At 32.8% G+C, this 21,272-nt stretch carries 24 protein-coding genes; 3 read left to right on the top strand and 21 right to left on the bottom strand.

The window, feature by feature from the left end; all coding sequences use genetic code 11:
- Positions 1–81: 81 nt before the first annotated feature.
- The 20 genes from HZC47_04185 to topA all read right to left on the bottom strand — a co-directional run bounded on the left by HZC47_04185 (position 82) and on the right by topA (position 16,946).
- Positions 82–1,503 (bottom strand): hypothetical protein, encoded by a 1,422-nt coding sequence (locus HZC47_04185; GenBank protein MBI5680076.1) that lies wholly within the window; start codon positions 1,501–1,503, stop codon positions 82–84.
- A gap of 276 nt (positions 1,504–1,779) precedes the next feature.
- Positions 1,780–2,499, bottom strand: coding sequence for a CDGSH iron-sulfur domain-containing protein (locus HZC47_04180; protein MBI5680075.1), 720 nt, complete (start codon positions 2,497–2,499; stop codon positions 1,780–1,782).
- A 59-nt stretch (positions 2,500–2,558) separates the two neighbouring features.
- Positions 2,559–2,954 carry a tRNA (N6-threonylcarbamoyladenosine(37)-N6)-methyltransferase TrmO gene (gene tsaA / locus HZC47_04175; GenBank protein MBI5680074.1) on the bottom strand — a complete coding sequence of 132 codons (396 nt, stop codon included), beginning with the start codon at positions 2,952–2,954 and terminating at the stop codon, positions 2,559–2,561.
- A gap of 41 nt (positions 2,955–2,995) precedes the next feature.
- Positions 2,996–3,832, bottom strand: a complete 837-nt coding sequence (locus tag HZC47_04170) for a UbiA family prenyltransferase (GenBank protein ID MBI5680073.1) — start codon at positions 3,830–3,832, stop codon at positions 2,996–2,998.
- 65 nt (positions 3,833–3,897) lie between these two features.
- Positions 3,898–5,097, bottom strand: a complete 1,200-nt coding sequence (gene ftsY, locus HZC47_04165) for a signal recognition particle-docking protein FtsY (protein MBI5680072.1) — start codon at positions 5,095–5,097, stop codon at positions 3,898–3,900.
- Between the two features lie 65 nt (positions 5,098–5,162).
- Positions 5,163–5,597 (bottom strand): prefoldin subunit alpha, encoded by a 435-nt coding sequence (gene pfdA / locus HZC47_04160; GenBank protein ID MBI5680071.1) that lies wholly within the window; start codon positions 5,595–5,597, stop codon positions 5,163–5,165.
- Between the two features lie 12 nt (positions 5,598–5,609).
- The gene (locus HZC47_04155) at positions 5,610–5,834 is read right to left on the bottom strand and encodes a 50S ribosomal protein L18a (GenBank protein MBI5680070.1); all 225 of its coding nucleotides are present in this window, start codon (positions 5,832–5,834) and stop codon (positions 5,610–5,612) included.
- Entirely contained in the window at positions 5,831–6,505 is a 675-nt protein-coding gene (locus HZC47_04150) for a translation initiation factor IF-6 (protein MBI5680069.1), read from the bottom strand. The genes HZC47_04155 and HZC47_04150 overlap by 4 nt, the downstream gene beginning before the upstream one ends.
- A 10-nt stretch (positions 6,506–6,515) precedes the next feature.
- Positions 6,516–6,761, bottom strand: coding sequence for a 50S ribosomal protein L31e (locus tag HZC47_04145; GenBank protein ID MBI5680068.1), 246 nt, complete (start codon positions 6,759–6,761; stop codon positions 6,516–6,518).
- Positions 6,762–6,773: 12 nt separating this feature from the next.
- Complete coding sequence (locus tag HZC47_04140) at positions 6,774–6,929, bottom strand: 50S ribosomal protein L39e (protein ID MBI5680067.1); 156 nt, start codon at positions 6,927–6,929, stop codon at positions 6,774–6,776.
- Between the two features lie 32 nt (positions 6,930–6,961).
- Positions 6,962–7,558 carry a hypothetical protein gene (locus tag HZC47_04135; protein MBI5680066.1) on the bottom strand — a complete coding sequence of 199 codons (597 nt, stop codon included), beginning with the start codon at positions 7,556–7,558 and terminating at the stop codon, positions 6,962–6,964.
- A complete protein-coding gene (locus HZC47_04130; GenBank protein MBI5680065.1) occupies positions 7,555–7,890 on the bottom strand; it encodes a DNA-binding protein in 336 nt (111 codons plus the stop codon). The genes HZC47_04135 and HZC47_04130 overlap by 4 nt, the downstream gene beginning before the upstream one ends.
- A gap of 39 nt (positions 7,891–7,929) precedes the next feature.
- Positions 7,930–8,367 (bottom strand): 30S ribosomal protein S19e, encoded by a 438-nt coding sequence (locus tag HZC47_04125; GenBank protein MBI5680064.1) that lies wholly within the window; start codon positions 8,365–8,367, stop codon positions 7,930–7,932.
- A gap of 14 nt (positions 8,368–8,381) precedes the next feature.
- A complete protein-coding gene (locus tag HZC47_04120) occupies positions 8,382–8,612 on the bottom strand; it encodes a YhbY family RNA-binding protein (GenBank protein ID MBI5680063.1) in 231 nt (76 codons plus the stop codon).
- Positions 8,605–8,976, bottom strand: a complete 372-nt coding sequence (locus HZC47_04115; protein ID MBI5680062.1) for a ribonuclease P — start codon at positions 8,974–8,976, stop codon at positions 8,605–8,607. The genes HZC47_04120 and HZC47_04115 overlap by 8 nt, the downstream gene beginning before the upstream one ends.
- A gap of 267 nt (positions 8,977–9,243) precedes the next feature.
- On the bottom strand, positions 9,244–9,786 hold the full coding sequence (locus tag HZC47_04110) for an adenylate kinase family protein (protein ID MBI5680061.1): 543 nt from the start codon (positions 9,784–9,786) through the stop codon (positions 9,244–9,246).
- 20 nt (positions 9,787–9,806) lie between these two features.
- On the bottom strand, positions 9,807–10,586 hold the full coding sequence (locus HZC47_04105) for a thiazole biosynthesis protein (GenBank protein ID MBI5680060.1): 780 nt from the start codon (positions 10,584–10,586) through the stop codon (positions 9,807–9,809).
- Between the two features lie 71 nt (positions 10,587–10,657).
- Positions 10,658–11,752 carry a GTP-binding protein gene (locus HZC47_04100; GenBank protein ID MBI5680059.1) on the bottom strand — a complete coding sequence of 365 codons (1,095 nt, stop codon included), beginning with the start codon at positions 11,750–11,752 and terminating at the stop codon, positions 10,658–10,660.
- 348 nt (positions 11,753–12,100) lie between these two features.
- Positions 12,101–14,659, bottom strand: a complete 2,559-nt coding sequence (locus HZC47_04095) for a peptide transporter (protein MBI5680058.1) — start codon at positions 14,657–14,659, stop codon at positions 12,101–12,103.
- Between the two features lie 154 nt (positions 14,660–14,813).
- A complete protein-coding gene (topA, locus tag HZC47_04090) occupies positions 14,814–16,946 on the bottom strand; it encodes a DNA topoisomerase I (GenBank protein MBI5680057.1) in 2,133 nt (710 codons plus the stop codon).
- Between the two features lie 382 nt (positions 16,947–17,328).
- On the opposite strand from topA, the gene HZC47_04085 reads away from it, so the two are divergent.
- Together HZC47_04085 and HZC47_04080 are read left to right on the top strand one after the other, a co-directional pair.
- On the top strand, positions 17,329–17,856 hold the full coding sequence (locus HZC47_04085) for a metallophosphoesterase (protein ID MBI5680056.1): 528 nt from the start codon (positions 17,329–17,331) through the stop codon (positions 17,854–17,856).
- Between the two features lie 33 nt (positions 17,857–17,889).
- On the top strand, positions 17,890–18,495 hold the full coding sequence (locus HZC47_04080; protein ID MBI5680055.1) for a 23S rRNA (uridine(2552)-2'-O)-methyltransferase: 606 nt from the start codon (positions 17,890–17,892) through the stop codon (positions 18,493–18,495).
- Positions 18,496–18,613: 118 nt separating this feature from the next.
- On the opposite strand, the gene HZC47_04075 is transcribed toward HZC47_04080, so the two are convergent.
- Positions 18,614–19,048 carry a hypothetical protein gene (locus HZC47_04075; GenBank protein ID MBI5680054.1) on the bottom strand — a complete coding sequence of 145 codons (435 nt, stop codon included), beginning with the start codon at positions 19,046–19,048 and terminating at the stop codon, positions 18,614–18,616.
- Positions 19,049–19,214: 166 nt separating this feature from the next.
- Here HZC47_04075 and HZC47_04070 point away from each other — a divergent pair, with 166 nt between their 5' ends.
- Positions 19,215–21,215, top strand: a complete 2,001-nt coding sequence (locus HZC47_04070; protein ID MBI5680053.1) for a minichromosome maintenance protein MCM — start codon at positions 19,215–19,217, stop codon at positions 21,213–21,215.
- The last annotated feature ends 57 nt before the right edge of the window (positions 21,216–21,272 follow it).

Below are 21,272 nucleotides of genomic sequence, written 5' to 3'. Positions count from 1 at the left end.
ACATTTCATTGTGATTTTACTATTTATTGGTCAAATAATTTATCTCAGAGAGATTCTAATGATTTTTATACATAAAGACGATCAATAGTCCGAAAATCTTCCTTCAAGAATTACTTCACCTTTAGTAATTTCGCCGGAATCGATCGCATGGCTTGACTTCCAATGGTCTTCTGAGTATTGGCATGTTTTCTTTTCCTCATCCAACTTTTGCAGCAATCCTAAAAATTTCTCAAAAAATTCATACTCCCATTCCTTTAATTCAGGATCGCCAAATTTGTTTATATAAACATGTGCGTGTTCTGCTTTTTTAAATTCTGTTGTAATGGTTTCAAACTGTTCTGAAGAGAGTCTAAATTGGTTTAATTCTGGATAAATTTCTGGATAAGCATTATTTTCTAATGAATCATTAATCATGGCTTTTTTTAAAGCGAATATAACTTTTGTATGAACTAGATTATCAGGATAAGTTTCTTGAAATGCGGTTTGACATGCGAGAATCTTTAAATAATTTTCATAAAGAAACATACTGAAGCGATCACAGAACATTTCAACAGTGAGCGAAATATCAACATCATAATCAGGATTTTTTAAACGAGCTTTACTCAACGCTTTGATCGCATTTTTATAATAGACAGTACTTTTAACCAGATCTTCATCATGGATCAATTTTTCTCTATATTTGGAAAAAGAAAATTGTGCCCTTCTTGCATTTTCTTCTTCGCTAACACCTGATATATCCTTATCAGGAAGATGGGTGATTAATGCATGTACAATTTCATGTAAGAATCCCATAGTTACGTATTCAATCAGGGTGTCCTTATCTTTGGCGAATTTTTCCTGTGCATCCCTACTTCTGGAGGCCACAAATTTTAAAACTGAATCAAAATGCTCCCTTTTTTCTGGTTTAAGCATTTCCAGTTTATTTTTTAAGGAAGGATAGAATACTAAGAACAATACCAATGGATTAAATGTATTCAATACTCCTTCACTATATTCATTAAGGTCAATTTGGTTTAATTGTTGATCTATGATATTTATACGGAAAAATAATTCAACAGATGTTTCTTGATTATAGATAACACTGTCGTACATTAATTCACTGCTAATCGGTGTAGGGTAAAGTCGCAAATTTATGGCACGATCTTTTTCAATTTCTTGTTCTCGATCTACAATTGCTTTAGACTCTGAAACATAAAAATCAATTGACACTTTAGAGTGTTCGAAATAAATCAGCTGATTGGCGATTAAAACCTGTAACAATGAAGTAATTTCCTGATCGGGGAGTATTATCGTAGACCCGGAGGAAGGGCGTTCATCGGCAGGTTTTAAGACCTGGCCTAGAGTTACAGAGTAAAGTCTCTTAATATCCTTGGTATATATTTCACCTGCTTTCTCATAATAGTTTATACCAATTACCTGTTTACTTGATTTGGCATGTCGATCCAATTGGTGAACTTTAAAATCTTTTTTGACATCCTCTTCATCAAGCTCATTTGACTCCATGTACTTCCCCCAGAATCTATCCCATTCATTTTATTTTGTATTAAAAAACGAAACATAGTAATATTGAATTACTATCCTTTTACTCACAAATTAATATTTATTTTCTATAATTAATATTTTATCTTTCACTGTTTAATACCAGTTATGGGTTTATTTTTCAGAAAATTAATTTTTAGAACCTATCTCATAGAGGGAAATAATGTAAAAAGAATAATAAATTAGGAGTAATTTATGCTCAAAAAAAATTAATCAATGAATCTCCTTTTTTATTTATTTTTAATCTAAGCCCCATTTTTTGCGGAATTTCAATTTTTGCTCACTGTTCATCCAGTGGCTACCATCACAATATGGCTTATTTTGCGATTTACCACATCTACAAAGTGTAACTCGATTACGAACTTCATAAACAGACCCATCAGAAGATTCAACTGGAATACGTCCCCTTACCCATATGGGACCTTCGCAATTTTTTTGCTTGTCGTGGACCATTACAATTGACGGTTCAAATTCTTTTTCAAATGGCTTACCTGTCTTTTTATCCCATAAAACCAGCCTTCCAGATGGACATATCATTGCTTCTTCAATAGCTGTATTTCTGGCCTCGGGATCATCTGATTTTTGTATTAAATCCCTTATTCCACCTGCACGCAAACAAAAACGTGAATGATCACAGAATTCATGTGCATCAGTTAATTTCAAGTCCTTTCCTTCGAATACATCTGCTTTTTCGATGTATGGTTTCCTACTGGCTGTTTCTGTACCGTCAAAATCAATTTTGTTATGAGTTCCATCGCAGTAGGGTTTCTTTTTTGATGCACCACATCTACATAGAATATATTTTTCTTTAAGTGGATATTCACGGACATTTTGGAGTTCACGAGTATGGCCTGCATCATCTGTAGTGATTACCTGTTCAAGAAGCGGTAATCCTCCTGAAACTAAATAAGGACCGTTTTTCATTATTTTGATTTTCATCCCATCTTTTTTGGTTGCCATTTTCATTTCTCCCCTTTATTTTCTAACTTCTTTTGAACTTAAATTATAATAATAGTACATTATATACAATCTGTTTCAGCCCAAAATGGCTTAATATCAATAAGAGGCGATCCATCAAGGGCATCAAGCCATTTAACAGTTAATTTATTTCCTTCTATTTTAACAATCTCCACTAGACACATTGCAATTGGATTTGGTCGAACTGGCGATCTAATAGAAAAAACACCCTTTTCTTCTGTTTTTCCTGGAGGAATTTCTTTAAGCTTATCACGATCAGCTTTATCTAACCAGTAGAAAATATAATAATGTTTTTTATGTTCAATATCCTGTAAACCCTCCACATATTCATCAAAAACTGTGATTTCACTGATTTCATCAGAATATCTGCCCTGTCTGGGTGCATCTTCCCTTTTTTTATATGGAGAGTTAATTATTCCAATGGGCTTTAATTTCATGTAGAAAAGTATGGTTTACAAAATAGTTAAAATTTATGTTTTTAAAAAAGAGAAGCTAAAAATGGTGAACCAACCGCAAAAGCCAGAAATATCACTCCCATACCAATTTTAATTCTTTTAGATACTTTTGCAGAATTTTCAACTGATTGATCATTTAATATTGATACTGCACCTATCAGGAATACTAAAATAGCTACAGAAAGTACAGCAAGATAAAGTATATTGAAGATACCTATAAAATAAAGCACTGGGCTGGCAATACTTGCAATTATCATGAAGGATGCTGCAAGGATTGATGATGTTTTCATTCCATAAGAAATAGGTAGTGTTTTTGCTCCTTCTTTTTTATCTCCTTCCATATCTTCCATATCTTTTACAATTTCTCTGGCCATGGTCATAAGAAATGCAAAAACACCCAAATAAACAGATGTCATGATTTCACCTACTGCAATTCCTCCAAAAACAAAACAAAGACCTGTAAGAAATGAAACACTTAAATTCCCAATTAAACATTTGGTTTTTAGACTGTAAGCATAATAAATCATTAAAAGAGAGCTTAAAAGTGCTATCATACCTACTAAATAATTAATGGTAAATGCAGCTATAGTTCCAATTACAAAAAGAATCAGCGAATAAATTCCTGCGGCCTTAAGGGAAATTCTTCCAGATGGAATTGGCCGTTTGGGCTTGTTAATATCATCTATTTTATAATCAAAATAATCATTTATGGCATTTCCGCCCCCTGTGACTATAAATACCACAAAACATGCTAAAAATGCATTTAATGTAAAATGTCCACTTATAAGCATGACTAAAAACACAGCTATTACCGCCATTACTGCATTTGCCGGCCTTAAAATTTCTATATATGCGTTCATGGAACCACTGCAATGAATATTACATTTTTTGAATTATTAATTAAACTAATTGCTTTAAAATAAAATTAAATAAGCTGTTCAACCATCCATTCAGCTTTAAATTCCAATATATCCTCATAAGATTGACCAACACCTAAAAATAGTATTGGCTTATTAATCACGTATCCAATTGAAAGTGCGGCTCCACCTTTTGCGTCTGCATCAGCCTTGGTAAGAACTATTCCATCAACACCAACAGCATCATCAAATTTTGAGGCCTGTTCAACTGCATCGTTTCCAGTTAATGCATCCCCCACATAAACTATGATATCTGGCTTTACAACACGCTTAATTTTCTTCATCTCATCCATGAGGTTCACATTAGTCTGCATTCTACCAGCAGTGTCAATTAAAACCACTTCTTTTCCTTTTGCCTTTGCATGTTCAACGGCATCATAAGCAACTGCTGCAGGATCAGCGCCTTTTTTATGCTTTATAATCTTAATTCCTATCTTTTCAGCATGATAACTTATTTGTTCAATAGCGCCTGCCCTAAAAGTATCTGAAGCAGCGATAACTGGTGTGTATCCTTCATTTATAAAATAAGTGGCTATTTTAGCTATGCTTGTTGTTTTTCCAGTTCCATTTATTCCCACAAACATTATTTTTAATGGTTCGCCTGTTTTTTGAGCATTTTTAGCCATTTCTTTTAGATCCTTGGTTTCAACACCAAGTATTTCAGATACTGCTTTTCTAAGAGCTACACGAGTAAATTCTGCAACGTCGCTTCTTCTTCTTATTTTTTTACCAATAAGATCTTCTTTTACAGAATTAATGATTTTTTCAGCGACTTCCAAAGCCACATCGCTTTCTAAAAGTGACATTTCAAGTTCAAAGAGTATATCATCAATATCATTCTCAGATATTGTTTTTTGAGTTACAAATGAAAACATTCCAGATTTTTCTTCATCTGCCTCATCTTCATGCTTTTTATGAACTACTTCTGTTTTTTTTGAGTTTTCAACAGTTTTTTCATCAGCCTTTTCTTCTTTTTTGGAAAAAATTCCAGATAATTTTTCTCTGACCCCTGTTTCTTCTTTTTCCTTTTCAAGAACAGGTTCTTCAATTTTTTCCAGTTTTTCAAAGGATTCACTTTTTTTGGAAGTAGTTTTCTCTTTTTTTTCTTCTGAAATATCATCTAAAGGAGTTTTTTCTTCTTCATCTGAAATTTTATCACTTATTTTCCCAATAGTGCCGTTAAATTTCTTTTTAAGTGATTCAAACAAAATATTCACATCCTTCTTAGATTTCCAGTAGCTAAAATTCAAAATTAATTTATAAAAAAAGAAGTTTATTGATGCCCCGCTTCTTCAGTTTCCACTTTTTTAAGCAGTGCTTCAGCTTCAGGACTCATTTTTACTATTACTTCTGTAAGTTTTTTCATATCGCCCATCATTTTATTCATTAGTTGTTCTAATTCCTTTTTTTGGGTAGATATATTTTCTTTTGCTTCAGGAAGGCTTTTTTTAGCAGCAGCTCCAGCACCAAGTCCCATTATAACTTCATCTGTATTTTTAAGTTCAGTTATTATAAAAGAACCTGCACCTATTGGTACAAATGTTTCTGTACCTTCTTTTCCTTCAACAGCATTTAAAGTATCTTCTGCAGATGTTAATTCAGCCATGGTAGCTTTAACTGTTTCCATTTGCTGATTTAAAACATCTAATTGACTCTGGTACATATTTATTTCATTTACCATCTGTTCGAGTCTTTGTCTATCATCCATAAAAATCACCGCTTAAAATAATGATTTAAGTACTGGGTCCTGGATTTCGTCTTTTGAAATTTCTTTAATTTCTTCTATGATTATTTTGCTTCGTTTAATTCCATGTTTGCTTCCAAAATCGGAATAAATTTTTTCGTGTATATTTTCTTCAGAAATAGCTTTTAATTCCTTCATAAAAGGTTTTAAACTATTTCCCATCATAAATTTACCTTGAATTCTAAATATTTTTGTTTTCATTCATATCCCTCAAGAAAACCTAATGCTTCCTCTATTCTTGCAAGTTCAGGACCTGTACTATCTGATCCCACAATAACTCCATTGGAATTAGCAACAGCACATGCTCCAACAAGCCTTATGCCTTTGTTTACAGTTCCAATATCTGCAGGTGTTTTTAATACACCTTCTACAAGTGCTAGTTCTTCTTCTGTTGCAGATGGATGTGCTAGCACTCCCTTGTTTGTGGCTATTGCAACAGATCCTGTGATTTTAAATTTAGCTATACTTCCACGTTCAACTTCAACGTTTAAAACATCTTCAATTAGCTCTAATGATTTATCAGAAAGCAGAGGATTTACAATTGCACCTTTATCATTTGCAAGCACAATATTTCCTACAGCTGTGAATTTACCAGGGATTCGCCCTACTTCCATGTCAAGCTCCTTGATAGCTTCTATTTCACTGTCAAGAGCATATGGAGATACTATGAATCCGTTTGAATTTCCAGTTGCAAGTGCTCCTGCAAGGTTACTTCCACTGATTGGAGTTTTGATTAAAGGCACCCCTAAAGTGTCAAAAATCAAATGTTCCATTGATTCTGATAGATTAGAGGGAACTATCGCTGCTTTATCTGTGGAACAGATTGCAACTCCCAGATTGGGGTTCCCATTTAAATTAGTTCTTCTTATCATACAATTTCACCTATTCAACTAAGGTGACTGCTACAGAACCATCTTCATCTTTTACAGCTTTTATTTTAATCTTAGGAGGTATTTTTTGGATTCCTCTTTCCCATATTTTTTCGTTTACAGATGCATCTATTTTTACATCTTCTGTTTTCATGTGTTTTTTTACGAATTCTTGTACGTAACGAATTGCTCTGGGTGACCTGATAGTCCTTGGAACATTTTTTACTTTTCTTAATGGTATAACATAGACTCTTTCCATAATTGAATCCCCTTACACTTTTAAACTATTCCTTCTCCAGTGTCTCATCTTCGGATGAGTCCTTACTTTTCTATTGGTTTTAAGCATAACCCATAAAGGTACACGCCTATTTTGTTTATTGGCTTTAGCAAGCCTTAATTTCTTAGCTAATGGCCTATTTCTACTCATTTTTTCACCACGTTAATTTTATGATTAATACATTAAAATTTATTTTTCCATCCAATCACTCTGGATTGAATATGGCTTGGAAATATGTTGCTGGCAGCTTCCTCTCCTTCAATCTCATTTAGGAGACATCTGATTTCAATCTCATAATCAGAGTTATTTTCCATTTTTGTTTGCTCTTTTTTAACTTCAAAGAGCGTATCTACAAGATTATTTATGGTTTTATGTCCAAATCCTCGAAGAGTTAAATATTCAACATTTCTTCGGCTTTCAAGGCTGTTGATTTCTCTTTGATTAAGCTTAGGGGTTCTGTCATCCCTTCTTGTCCCATCTGCAACCACATCATAATTTTTTGAGGCCAGATTCAATGCCTCTTTATGAATGTAATTTATTCCATTGTTTGGAAACTGATCATCAATGATAATATTGGTTGCATTTTGGATTATGGACCTATCCGCTTTTAAAACACTATGTTTAAACCCAATGGATGAAGCAGATTCTTCTGCTGGTTTAAAGGAATCAAATATCTCAAAATTTAGAGTTACAAGTTCAACATCATAACCTAATTTTTCAAGAATCACAGCCATAAGGGAGCTATCCTTCCCTCCGCTGTAAAGAACACATGCCTTCATCTTCTTGTAATATTAATCTCTCTTTTTTGGCCTGCAACTTGTTTAAGGAGATGTTTAAGCTGATCATCAGTTATTTTTGATCTAACTCGACCTGCCTGTGCAAGTTGAATAAGTTGAAGTTCAATCTGATCAACCATTTCTGGTTTGGTTAGCCTGATGTTTGCAAGTCTTCCCCTGGCTTCAGGAGTTAGAATTTGCATCATAGCCTGTTTTTTTTGAGCATCTAATTGCTGACGAGCTTGTTCTTCTTCATGGGATGCCATTTGTTGTGTTGCAGCTTGCTGCTGTAACTCTTGCATCCTTTTACGCCTTAATTCTTCGATATCGCTCAAAATTTGACCCTCCACACTATTTATTCAATGATCAACAGCTTAATAGTTAGCAAGTTCTGGAACTTCTTTTTTAACACTGTTTGAGGTATTGTCAAGGAACGATTTACCTGCAGGAGTTATTATTCTTCCTTCTTTAATTTTGGAGATGTATCCTGCCTCTTCAAGCTGATGCAATGCTGTTCTTATTACAGAACCGCTTCCTTTTGCAAATTTTTCAGGACTGGTACCGTTATCCTTCTTTCCACCATAGTATGATCTTAAACTGTTCATTCCAACAGGACCATCCATGTACACTCTTCTTAAGATTGATGCACATCTTGTGTACCACCAATCCATATCTTCAGGTCTTCTTTCTTTGTGAACTCCGGTTTTAACGAATTTAGCCCATTCTGGCGATTCTACTTTTTTATTTTCATTTAAATCCTTCGCAATTGCACTTATAAGCAAATCTGCAGGAACATCATAAACTGTAGTCATATTTATCCTCCTAATTACCTTTTTTTAAATATTACAGCAACATTACCTCTTAAATCAATTAGTTTAGCATTTGATTTTTCGATGATCTTGTTTATATAACTTTGTTTTTGTGAAGATATATTTTTTGCAAATTTTAATTTTATTACTTCATTAGCTTTAAGTTGTCTTTTTATTTCATCTATAACATTTTCATTTATTCCAGATTTTCCAATATTCATGGTGATTGTTGAAAGTGATTTATTCATTAATTCCTTTTTTGATGATGTATGATTCAATAGTTTGCCTCCTTTTATATTTCTTCTCCTTTATATATGGAATATTAACTATATTCCCACATTCAAGGCATTTTATAGTAACAGATGAATCTTTTAACCTGATTTGACAGTTGCTTCCAGGTTTTAAGAATTTATTACAGTTTTTACAGAATCTTCTTTTCCAGATTCTAGGCATTCTTAAATTATATTTGGTTACAATATTTTTTGCCATTTCTACATAACGATCAGACCTATCTGGACGTTTTTCAAATGATTCTTCTGCAAGTTTAAAAAGAATATCTATTCTTTCACTTGCTATCTTTAACATCCATTTTGGTCTTCTTCCCCTTCTCAAATTATGGCCTCAAATCGATCATTAGTGCAACTCTCAAAACATAGAAATGGATCTTAAGCTCTTATCGCCAGGTTGAACTGCTGAATCATGTTTTAACACAGTATTTTTATGATTGAATCAGCATTATCAATAATCCTCAATATAATATACAATATACTTAAGAATAATATTGTAATTTATATAATATTCTATTTAAAAAGCTTTTCTATTAAACATTCAAAATCGAAAATTTTAGAATTTTCAACTTTTTAACATTAAATAATTCAATTAAATTCCATTTAAATAATCCAGGAAATCCACATTACCTACAGGGAACTTTTTACTACCATTTACCACGCCAATAATTGAATCGGCAACCTTTTGGGGCGAGATATCACTTGTATCTATTTCATTAACCTTATTTTCATGAATTTCAAATGATTCATATGAACATAAATCAATGATTTCAGCTTCAATATTTTCACATATTTTAGATTCCTTCCAACCTTTTGACATCATACGATCTCTTAAAACGTGAGGGTTAGCTCTTAAAACCATTACAATATCAGATTTTTCGAAAAGATGAGAAAGATGACCTTCAACAATAATACAACGAGATTTATCAATTTTTTCTGTAATCTCATCCAGTTCATTAAAGAGAGCATCTAAATTTACTATTTTATATCCCTTTTCTTCATCAATGCCCGTATAAATGTTTTTTTCATTTACAAGCTCATTTATATGGATAATATGTGCACCTATTTTTTCTGCAAGTATTTTAGATACTGTGGTTTTTCCAACTCCAGGTGTTCCTGTAATTAAAATTATCATCTTTTTGAACTAATTTTTTATTATTTTAATTTTTCAATGAGTATTTGAGCTATTCGCTCTCCAGATAAGAGCATCCCCCCAAATATTGGACCCATACGTGGTGATCCATAAACTGCGTTTGCTGACATTCCTGCAACATATAATCCAGGGTATACTTCCTTAGTATTATCCATAAGTGCTTTTTCTCCAACTTCTGCCCACATTGGTTTTTCTCCCATGATTTTACCAGTTTCAGTGTTAAGTTTAGGTCCAACTTTTCGTTGTACAACTTTAACAACCTCACAGTCATGTCCTGTTGCATCAACAACTGCTTTAGTTCTTACAGTTAACGGATCTACATGTAATCCGCCCATTTCCACTGCACTCCAGTTTAAAACCAGTCCTGTGACATCGTCGCTTTCTTGAAGCATTACATCCTCAATACTCATTAAATTAAAGATTTTTAGACCTGCTTGGGTAGCTTTAGAACATAATGTTGAAGTTGATTCAACGGAATCCGCTATATAATAATCTTCTTCGTATTTTTTGGTTTTAATGCCGAATTCATCTAAAATTCTTCTACTTTCTTCTTGAACAACTATTTTATTAAACATCATGCCGCCGCCCCACATGCCGCCGCCGATACTTAATTTTCTTTCGAATAATGCAACTTTTAGTCCTGCTTTTGCAAGATAATATCCGGCTGTAAGTCCTGCTGGACCTCCTCCTCCAATTGCAACATCCATATCAGTATAATCTATAAAATCTTCCATAAAACTTTCAATTATCGCTTTAGATATAACTACGTCATCTAATTTCATTTTTTCACCATTTTTATTTTAGCTATTGAAATTATATTAAATTTTTTGTCTTTAATTTTATATCACTATTGTTATTTTTTAACTATTATCCTTAAAATATCCCCATCATTTAAAACATGGTCTAAGCCTGCTTTTTGACCCCCAAATTTTACTGAAGATCCCCAGACCTTAGCATGCCTGAAATTCCTAACAAAATCACGATGGAGTTTATTAGCCACATCCCTAACTGTAGAATTCTTTCTTATTATTAATGGTTCATCTAAATCTGCTTTCCTACCCTGTGGTTTTAAATAGATTCTTATTAATTCTAATTTATTAAACGTTTCTTTTTTTAGCTCTTCAACATTAATTTGTTTATTTGCAGATATAAACATTGCATCAGGCATTTTAGATTTAATTTCATTAAGATATTCTTCATCAACAAGATCTATTTTATTTAAAACCTTTAAAGTTGGAGTATACTTACAACTCACATCTAAACTATCAATAAACTGATCTACAGTCACATCATCCCGTATGAGGACATCAGCACTGTGTATTCCATATTCATTAAGTACTGATCTTATTGTTTTTTCAGTGATATTTGTAAGTTCCACAGTAGATGAAATTTTAAGTCCACCAATCTTTTTTTGCTTAACAGTGACATCTGGACGCTCCTCATTAGGCCGGATCCCTATATTTTTTAGCTCATCAATTATAACATGGAAATGTTGAGGATTAAATACATCAAGAATGATTAATATTAAATCAGCGTTTCTTGCAACTGATAAAATTTCTCTTCCACGCCCCTTACCTTTAGAAGCTCCTGTAATTATCCCTGGAATGTCTAATATCTGGATTTTAGCCCCTTCATATTCCATAATTCCAGGAATTATTTCAAGGGTTGTAAATTCATATTCTCCAATTTTAGATTCAGCATTTGTAAGGTCATTTAGGAGTGTTGACTTTCCAACTGAGGGAAATCCCACAAGTACAACAGTGGAATCTCCACTTTTTTTTACATGAAACCCTTTTCCTTTGGTTCCCTTACTACTTCTTTGTAATGATTCTTCTTTAAGCTTGGATAATTTAGCTTTAAGTTTACCTATGTGATGCGAGGTTGCCTTATTATATGGCGTTTTTTTAATTTCATCCTCAATTTGTTTTATTCTGTCTTCTAAAGCCATAATTCTCACATAAAAATTAGTTTAAAATTTAAAAATTGTAATTCCCATATTAAATCTAAATTTACGCTATTTAGAACTTATTCTACTATTTTAAAATGTAGAAACAATCTTATTTCGAAATTATTTATAACTCACCAATTTAATAACGTAAATATACTACAATAACGTATTAGTTTAAAACTTCATCTCTTTATTCATCCATTAATATAGATGTAAATACTATTAATTTTTTCAACTTAAAAATGTTTTTAGTTTATTAAATAAATGAAATTCTGTGAATCATTCATTTGAATATAAAATAAAATACAAAATAAGTAATTTAATAGATCCCATCAGGAATCTATTAAATTAATTCACATTCCAAACCTTTACACCTGGTTGTTCATATGCAAGCTTGAATTTAGTTAAACCTGTAGCATTCATAAAGAATAACCGAGTAAACATGGAATCCTCAAGTTCTTTATGCATTACAACGCCTAAATAAGTTTTGTCTTCTTTTATAAGGATTATACTTATTGGGCTGTCATTGGAAACTATTTGGTTCAACATAACTTTATTATTCTGAATGAAAATGAGTTTATGTGGCGCTATAATCTGTGTTTCATTTCCTTGAGAATATTTAAGGCCTGCAATTAATTGAGTTCCATTTATCTGCGCAACAACACCATTTTCAGCCGCGATGACTGTTGTACCATTGATCTGCTGCGTAGTAGCAACCCCTGCAGAATAAATATAGTGCTGGCCTGTGCTGTTTTGGAAATTCCAACTTCCAAAGTAAGACCACCATGCTGCTTTTCCAAGCATGTCACTACTGGTTATAAATACATGAGGGCTTGGATTATCTGGATGAGTGTATTTTAAGACATTTTGGGTTTGATCTGGAGTTAACTTATACTCATTAATGAGTATTGCTTGTGCTTTTGCTTTATCAACTGGTAAAATCTTGTTTAATATCTCAACACTTTTACCTGTGTTTTTTGTGTAATTTTCAAGAGTTAAGGAGCCCTGATCACCGCTTGAAGTTAGCATTCGAAGTATTCCTGCAGATAAATTCTCATCACTTGTAAATAACGCTTTTCCAACCCAATATGCACGTGGCGTGTTTTGAGATCCTCCGTCAAATGTAACAGGTCGATCAGCTGCTACTGCAAATAAATGTCCAAAGTCCCACCAGGACGTTATAACCGTGTTTTGAGGTGTGTTATTTTTAATCCAATCTAATGAAGTGTACATGTAATCATCAGTCCCTGGAGTTACTGATGAAGAAACTTCATATACTGTAGCTACCGGTGAAATAACAACAGCCGAAACTATCAAAAGCATTGTAAGCACGGTTTGATATTTAATATCTTTCAAGTATCTTACAGCCCATGCTGCAATTATACCAATGACTGCTGCTATTAACACTGCCATGAGCAGAGTAAAACTCAGATTTATAGCTAATAAACAGAACCCGACAAAAAATACTGTTGCAAATGCAATTGAAGAGTAATAAGTAGAATTCTTTATATATTCCTTGACATTAGGCAATATTAAGCCTATAGTCATTCCTGCACCCAATGCTATTGGAAGGGAGAATGTAGCAATGAATCTGGAACCCTTTGTCATTGCATATCCTGTAATTAAAAGCCATAATGTAAATAAAATCAGGTACAAAAGATAATTTTTCTTATTTTCAATTATCTTTGGATCTATAACTGCCTGAGTCTTTATTGTTTTTTCTTCAATTACTTCTGTTTTGGTTCTTTTCCCCTTTCTTCGTGGTTTAGTTTTCCGTTTTGGTTTTGTATCTTCCTTTTCTGCCTCAGGTTTCTCTGGCATTAATTTCTTGATGAGTAGAGGAATGCTTAAAATACCGAATAAAAATGGCAAAATTCCAATGGCACCCATTCCACCAACACCATATAATATCTCCCCAACATTAGGTATTTGAAGTTCAGATACTGATACATATACATTTGGATATGAAGTTGCCTGAACAAGTGATTGAAGGTTACTGTAACCTACTGAACTTGCTATTGTTCCAACAAACCCTGAAATACCAGAATAAAGGATAATTAAAATGGCACTTAGAGCTACAAACACAATTAACGAAAATAGTGCTGGCTGATCCAATAACCACTCCATCTTGCTTGAATATCTTTTAAATGATTTATTTTTCTCTTTAAGTAAGTATTTAGAAGTTAAGAGATATAAAACCGCCGTACCTATCAATAGATAGAATATGTACCACCATCCTTCCCATGCCATTGCAAAAATGAGCATGAAAAGTGCTGATAATACTGCAAAAATGGATTTGCTTTTAATGTTATTTGCACGTATGCTTTCAACAAATAACCACACAACAAGAATTGGGAGAAGCATGTTGAACATATCGGTATCAAAGAAACCTGCAAATGTGTGTGAAAAGTATGAAGGAGCTGTACCTACCAATAATCCTGCAGCTATTCCCCCATAATCATTTGTTAACCTTCTTATAAAGAGATATGCTGGAATAACAGAAAGTGATGCTATAAATGGAGCTATCCAGTAGCAAACTGCAGCCAAAGGCATATTTTTAAACAAATTAACAAATTTGTAAACAAACGCAGTAACGTAAACAATTAGCGGAGGATATTCTGCTGATCTTCCAGCAGGGTACGATGAATGCAAATCCCATTGCGTTCCATTTATTATAGTATCTCCTAAATAACCGTGATTAATGTAATCTTGCGTCATCCTATAATTATAATATGAATCCATTTCACTGAAGTAGGGAAGTCCCGTTTGATCTTCATATAATGGTTTCATGTCAGCAGGTACGTCAGATAAGTATACTGCTTGTGCTCTTAGGAAGAATACCAGAGAAAACAGTAAAATTATGATAATTATTGGTTTATATTTAGATAAAACTTCTTTTGCATTCATAAGGAATCCTCATTATTTATTTAAATTACTCTTATTTTATGAGGAATTTATTTTAAAAGTATTTAAAATTTTATAAAAATGAAGCTCAATTAATATTATTATTAAAATAAATCATAATCGGGATAGATTCAATTTAGAAAATTAAAAAAAATAATTATTTAGCCAGTTCATCAACTGACTTAGTAAACCTGCATTTTGGAAATCCACTGCAACCAACAAACTCGCCGTATCGCCCCATCCTTTTAATGAGCTGATTACCACACTGTGGACAAACACCGACAACCTCATTTGTAGGTTCTTTACCATCTCTACCACATTTAGGGTCAAGGCATGCTCTTTGGCGTGGTTTTCCAAATGAAATCATTGGAAGGCCGCACTTTTCACATTTACTTTTTAAAACATTAGTACCTCGAGGTATAGGATAAGTTTCTTTACACTCCGGATATGCAGAACATCCCACAAATGTTCCTTTTGTTCGTGGAGAGTATTTTAAAACCAGGTTTCCTCCACATTTACATTTCCCCACAATTCTGCTTTCTTGATAAGCATCATAAAGCTTTTCACCAATTTTTAATTTATTTTCCTGGATATCATCAAGAATTGAAGTTACTTCTACTTTGGCTTCATCTATAACCTTATCTTTTGTTATTTTATCTTCCATGATACCTTCAAGTTCCATTTCAAACTGTCTTGTAAGTTCTTCACTGGTTATTTTGTTAGAATATTCTTTTAAAGTATCTATAAGATGTTCGCCAAGCTCATTAACTTTTATTTTCTGCCCTTCAATATATTTTCTATCATACAAAATAGAGATTATGTTTGCTCTTGTAGATTTAGTACCAAGACCTCTTTTTTCAAGTTCCCTTATTAAAGATGCCTGATTATACCTTGCAGGAGGTTTAGTTTCTTTTTCATCACATGTTATCTCTTTAACCTTTAAAATATCTCCTTTTTTAATTTCAGGGAACTTTTCATTTTCAATTTTTCTAAAGGGATAATGATCAAGCCATCCCATTTTAGCCATTCTTTTTCTGCTGAAAGTAAATTCCTGTGAATTAATCTCTAAATCCGTTTTCATGGATTCTTGAATTCCATCTTCCCCAAATACAGATATAAATCTATAAGTTATAAGTTCATAGAGTTTTTGTTCATCCGTTTCTAATTCTTTTGGTAAAGTACCTGTTGGATGAATTGCAGGGTGTGCTTCATCTGTTTTTTTACCTTCATTTGGTTTTAAAGGTGTTTTAAGCGCAGAAACATGTTTTTTGAATGCTGCATTTTTACTTAGTTTTTTGAGTATCTTATCATATCCAATACTCTTTGGAAGCTTCTGTGAAGAAGTACGAGGATAAGAAGTATAACCTTCAGTATATAAGTTCTGAGCAATTTGTTGGGTCCTTTTAGGGCTGAATCCAAACACCCCATAAGCTTCTGATTGGAGACTTCCCAGATCAAATGGGAATGGCGGTGTTTTCTTATTTTCTCTTAAAATAACATCTTTTACAGTTGCATCTTTGCCTTTACAGTCTGCAAGTATTTTTTCTGTGTCCTTCTTTTCAAATATTTTTCCAGATTTATGATCTGCAATTATATCATCTTGAAGAGCTGCTTTTATAAGCCAGTAAGGAACAGGTATGAATTTTTTAATCTTTTTTTCCCTATCAACCAATATAGAAAGTGTTGGTGTTTGTACTCTTCCTGCAGAAAGCTGAACATATCTGGATGTAGCTGCCCTGATAGAATCAGTGAGATATTTAGATATGTTGACTCCAAATAGGAAATCAAGTACATGTCTTGCAATACCACTGTCAACTTGCCTGAAATCAACAGGGATCTGGTTTTCATAAGCCATCAAGATATCTTCTTTGGTAAGTGTTGAAAATTTCATCCTTGAAGAGTTATTTAAACTATCTTCACCACAACCATACTTTAATGCATGATAACCTATTAATGTTCCTTCTATATCATAATCGCATGCATGAATAAATGTGTCTGCGCCTTTAGAAAGTTTTTTTATGGCATCTATATATCCTTTGACATATTTTTTCTTTTTATCTTTTTGGTAAAGAGGAACCCATTCTATATCAAAAATTTTGTCCTGTTTAGAAGTTGTAGGTGAAAGTGAATATAAATGACCAACAGCAGCTAATACTGTGGTTTTTTTCCCATTTTCCTCAAATTCATAGTATGGGACTTTTTTATAGCTGTTTTTCTTTGAATTTTTAGACAAAGCTTTAGCTATTTTTTCTGATGACTTTGGCTTTTCACAGATTATTACTTCATGCATGTTATCACTCAAAATAATATAAAAAAACTTTAAATTATTATTATTTTCATTCCATATTAATAATTATGTGGCAGTATATGATAATATCTATTGTTACATTTAATAAATTATAATTTTATAATTACCTTTGTATATTTAAAGTTATAGAATAAAGATCAATTTACTTATTTTAATAATTACCATATAAAATCTAAAAAATACATATATTAATTTATAATTAGAAAACATTTGAAATAAATCAAATACAATAAAATTAACTCAAATTCATATAAACAAAGATTACAGCTGTTAAATTATTATGTTTTAGAAGTATTTTCATCGATATTCTATTATCAAGTTAATGTAGAATTAATCATGATTTAAAATATAAAAGGAGATTAAAATGTTAATTGGTGTCATATCTGATACACATATTCCTGAGAGGGCTTCAAAAATTCCTGAAATCGTTTTTAAGATATTTGCTGGCGTAGATATGATTTTGCATGCTGGTGATCTGGTTTCAAAAGAGGTGCTGGATGAACTTGAAAAGATAGCCCCTACTAAATGCTCTCAGGGAAATATGGACAGAGCTTATGGTTTTAAACTCCCAAAAAGTGTTTCGTTTGAAATTGAAGGTGTAACAGTAGGTTTAAACCATGGTGAAGTTTATCCAAGAGGTGATACTCAACAATTGAAGTATATTGCAATGGAGATGGGTGTTGAAGTTCTTATTACTGGACATGCTCACTGGCCTTTCATAAAAGAGGTTGGAGATGTGCTTCTTTTAAATCCTGGTAGCCCTAATGTGCCTCGATTATCAGATCCATCAGTTATGCTCCTGGAAATTAAAGACAGTACAGTTGATGCTGAAATAATTAAAATTGGAGATCCTGTTTGTAAGGCATTGAACTTTGAAGGTAAAACTGACTAAATTATATAAAAATCGTTTTTTGAGAGGTTTAAAATGGGTAAAAGATGGGAAGTTGAAAAGAAAAAAGAACATTATTATAAAATGGCAAAGAAAGAAAAATATCGATCCAGAGCATCTTATAAACTTTTACAGCTTAATAAAAAATTTAAGATTATAAAGCCACGTGATTATGTGGTTGATTTAGGTGCTGCGCCTGGAGGATGGTCCCAGGTTGCCCTTGACTTAATTGGAGAAGAGGGCATGGTTATTGCTGTGGATCTACAGAGAATTCGGCCTTTTGAACAGACTAATTTTGTTCAGATTACTGGAGATTTTACAGAGAAAGAAACCATTGATAAAATAGAAGAAACACTTGAATGGAATGCAGATGTGCTTTTATCAGATGCTGCTCCAAAATTAACAGGAATAACCGATATTGACCAGCTTAAATCTGTTGATATTGCAGAAAATGCTTTAAAGATTTCTGATTCTATTTTAAAAATCGGTGGGAACTTTATTATTAAATTATTCCAAGGAGAAGGATTTGAAGAGTTTCTTAAGAAAGTTAAAAAGAAGTTCAATAATGTAAAAACTACTAAACCTCCTTCTTCAAAAAAAGGAAGCACTGAAATGTACATAATCGCTATGAAAAAGAAATAATTTGTTTTAATTCTTTTTCATTGAATTAAAACATTTCTAAACATTAAATACGGTTTTTTTAAATTAGATGTCAATTTAATGACTTTGGACCAAATCTAATTGGTCCTTTTTTATAAATTTAAACTTCTGCATCTAATGTTGTCAAGCTTGATTTAGCAGTTTGTAATTGATTTGTTGCTATACTTATACGCTTATTAACCTCGTCTATAGGTAAATTCGTTGCTAATGCACTTTCAACATCTGTAATTGCAGAATTTGCCTTTACAAGCTCAAGCTGCGTATTTACCGAGTCTTTTTTAATTTTTTTATTCCCCGATGCATTAGCCTTATTTTTAAGCTGTTCAAATTGGGAGTTTAAATTAGAATACTCTGCTTTTAGAGAAGAAAGTTTGTCATATGCCTCCCCATTATCTACATTACCTGAAAGCATGCCAGAAAGCGCTGAAATACCTAAATAAGCAAAAAGACCTATTACTACAATTATTAGTAGTACTCCCAGGATTGATATGGTCATTGATGTTGCCTTAAATATATTTAACCTTGATCTTTTCATTTAATATCACCATTAAAGACTTTTTAAACTTGATTATTCATAATATTTTCATAAGAACCATCTAAATAGTTTCAACTTATTTATAAAGCTATTATATTAATTTTATATATTTATTTTTATTATACAGTAAAGGATATTATAAATGTATGCGGATATATTTTAATTGATGGACACAATAATCGAAAAATCAAAAACATCAGTAGCTAAGTTTGAAGACTTCTTTAGTACAGAATACAAAGAAGATGTTATAGAAGCCTTTTCTAATTACCCTGATAAACGATCAATAGTGGTAGATTACCTTAGACTGGAAATGTTTGACCCTGATCTTGCAGATTTGTTAATAGACAAACCAGAAGAAGTAATAATGGCTTCTCAAAAGGCAATTAAAAATATTGACACTTCCCAAAAAAATGCAGATTTACAGGTTAGATTTGAAAATCTAACTAATAATGTTCCTTTAAGAGAACTTCGAAGTAAATACATTGGAAATTTTGTGGCAGTAGATGGAATTGTTAGAAAAGCTGATGAAATCCGCCCCCGAATAGTTAATGCAATGTTTGAGTGCAGAAGCTGCATGAGACTTCATGAAGTTCCTCAAACAAGTAATCTAATCAGTGAACCTGCTCTTTGTAATGACTGTGGAGGTAGATCCTTTAGATTACTTCAAGAAGAGTCTGAATTTGTTGATACTCAAACTACTAAGCTTCAAGAGCCTTTAGAAAATCTGTCTGGAGGAGAACAGCCCAGACAAATTCATGTAGTTCTTGAAGATGATCTTGTGGATGAGATTACTCCTGGAGACATAATTCGGATTACAGGAACTTTAAAAACTGTTCGGGATGATAAAACCAAGCGTTTTAAAAATTATATTTATTGTAATTATATTGAGCCTCTTGAACAGGAATTTGAAGAACTTCAAATAAGTGAAGAAGATAAAGCCAAGATAATAGAGCTTGCAAAAGACCCTGACGTTTATAATAAAATTATTAACTCCACTGCACCTTCAATTCAAGGTTACAGAGAAGTAAAAGAAGCTATAGCCATCCAACTATTTGGAGGCTCTGCTAAGGAGCTTGAAGATAAAACCAGAATCAGAGGAGATATTCACATATTAATCGTGGGCGATCCAGGTATTGGTAAATCACAGATGCTTAAATATGTTTCAAAACTGGCACCACGTGGAATTTATACAAGCGGTAAAGGTACAAGTGGTGTTGGACTTACTGCTGCTGCTGTAAAAGACGATCTTGGAGGATGGTCACTTGAAGCCGGTGCTCTGGTCTTAGGAGATAGAGGTAATGTTTGTGTAGACGAGCTTGACAAGATGCGGTCTGAAGATCGGTCTGCTATTCACGAAGCTCTTGAACAACAGACCATCAGTATTGCTAAAGCAGGAATTATGGCCACATTAAATGCAAGATGTGCTATGCTTGCTGCTGCAAACCCCAAGTTCGGAAGATTTGACCGTTATAAATCTATTGCTGAGCAAATAAATCTTCCAGCCCCTATTCTTTCAAGATTTGATCTTATATTTGTTGTGGAAGATAAACCAAACGCTGAAAAAGATAAAAAACTTGCAAAACACATTCTAAACATACACAAAAACCAGTCCATACCTTTTGAAATTGATCCTGAACTTTTAAGGAAATATATTGCTTATGCAAGAAAGGAAGTTCATCCAAAACTCACCCAAGGAGCAATTGAAGTGCTTCAAGAATTTTATGTGGGAATGAGAGTTGGTGCTGAAGATGAAGACTCCCCTGTCCCAATCACAGCCCGTCAACTTGAAGCCTTAGTGCGTTTATCTGAAGCTAACTGTAAAATACGTCTAGGAAAAGAAGTTACTGCAGAAGACGCAAAAAGAGCCATTAAATTACAACAAGAATGTTTAAAACAAGTTGGATACGATCCAGAAACCGGTAAAGTTGATATTGACAAAGTAGAAGGACGTACTCCTAAATCAGATCGTGACAAAGCCAGAATTCTTCTTGATGTTATTAAAGAATTAAGTGAAGAATATGGCGGTAGGGTTCCAAGCAGCATACTTAAAGAGGAAATGTCCGATAGAGCTGATATGAGTGAAGATAAAGTAGATCAAATAATAACAAAATTAAAGCAGCAAGGACTTGTTTTTGAACCTACACAAGGATACCTTAAAACAGTGTGATAGATTTACACTAATTCTATCACCTACCTTTTTAAGCTTAAAAATGCATATATATTA

It is taken from the genome of Methanobacterium sp. (assembly GCA_016222945.1).
Classification (GTDB): Archaea; Methanobacteriota; Methanobacteria; order Methanobacteriales; family Methanobacteriaceae; genus Methanobacterium_D.
This window is presented reverse-complemented; position numbering and strand designations above follow the sequence as displayed.

Excerpts from the sequence above, each read along its gene's own strand:
- HZC47_04095 (MBI5680058.1), bottom strand. The coding sequence starts at position 14,659 with ATGAATGCAAAAGAAGTTTTATCTAAATATAAACCAATAATTATCATA.
- pfdA (MBI5680071.1), bottom strand. The coding sequence starts at position 5,597 with ATGGATGATAGACAAAGACTCGAACAGATGGTAAATGAAATAAATATG.
- HZC47_04145 (MBI5680068.1), bottom strand. The coding sequence starts at position 6,761 with ATGGAAAGAGTCTATGTTATACCATTAAGAAAAGTAAAAAATGTTCCA.
- HZC47_04085 (MBI5680056.1), top strand. The coding sequence starts at position 17,329 with ATGTTAATTGGTGTCATATCTGATACACATATTCCTGAGAGGGCTTCA.
- HZC47_04170 (MBI5680073.1), bottom strand. The coding sequence starts at position 3,832 with ATGAACGCATATATAGAAATTTTAAGGCCGGCAAATGCAGTAATGGCG.
- HZC47_04150 (MBI5680069.1), bottom strand. The coding sequence starts at position 6,505 with ATGATAAGAAGAACTAATTTAAATGGGAACCCCAATCTGGGAGTTGCA.
- HZC47_04075 (MBI5680054.1), bottom strand. The coding sequence starts at position 19,048 with ATGAAAAGATCAAGGTTAAATATATTTAAGGCAACATCAATGACCATA.
- HZC47_04110 (MBI5680061.1), bottom strand. The coding sequence starts at position 9,786 with ATGATAATTTTAATTACAGGAACACCTGGAGTTGGAAAAACCACAGTA.
- tsaA (MBI5680074.1), bottom strand. The coding sequence starts at position 2,954 with ATGAAATTAAAGCCCATTGGAATAATTAACTCTCCATATAAAAAAAGG.
- HZC47_04180 (MBI5680075.1), bottom strand. The coding sequence starts at position 2,499 with ATGGCAACCAAAAAAGATGGGATGAAAATCAAAATAATGAAAAACGGT.
- HZC47_04140 (MBI5680067.1), bottom strand. The coding sequence starts at position 6,929 with ATGAGTAGAAATAGGCCATTAGCTAAGAAATTAAGGCTTGCTAAAGCC.
- HZC47_04080 (MBI5680055.1), top strand. The coding sequence starts at position 17,890 with ATGGGTAAAAGATGGGAAGTTGAAAAGAAAAAAGAACATTATTATAAA.
- HZC47_04185 (MBI5680076.1), bottom strand. The coding sequence starts at position 1,503 with ATGGAGTCAAATGAGCTTGATGAAGAGGATGTCAAAAAAGATTTTAAA.
- HZC47_04135 (MBI5680066.1), bottom strand. The coding sequence starts at position 7,558 with ATGAAGGCATGTGTTCTTTACAGCGGAGGGAAGGATAGCTCCCTTATG.
- HZC47_04100 (MBI5680059.1), bottom strand. The coding sequence starts at position 11,752 with ATGGCTTTAGAAGACAGAATAAAACAAATTGAGGATGAAATTAAAAAA.
- topA (MBI5680057.1), bottom strand. The coding sequence starts at position 16,946 with ATGCATGAAGTAATAATCTGTGAAAAGCCAAAGTCATCAGAAAAAATA.
- HZC47_04155 (MBI5680070.1), bottom strand. The coding sequence starts at position 5,834 with ATGAAAACAAAAATATTTAGAATTCAAGGTAAATTTATGATGGGAAAT.
- HZC47_04120 (MBI5680063.1), bottom strand. The coding sequence starts at position 8,612 with ATGAATAAATCACTTTCAACAATCACCATGAATATTGGAAAATCTGGA.
- HZC47_04070 (MBI5680053.1), top strand. The coding sequence starts at position 19,215 with ATGGACACAATAATCGAAAAATCAAAAACATCAGTAGCTAAGTTTGAA.
- HZC47_04125 (MBI5680064.1), bottom strand. The coding sequence starts at position 8,367 with ATGACTACAGTTTATGATGTTCCTGCAGATTTGCTTATAAGTGCAATT.
- HZC47_04105 (MBI5680060.1), bottom strand. The coding sequence starts at position 10,586 with ATGAAATTAGATGACGTAGTTATATCTAAAGCGATAATTGAAAGTTTT.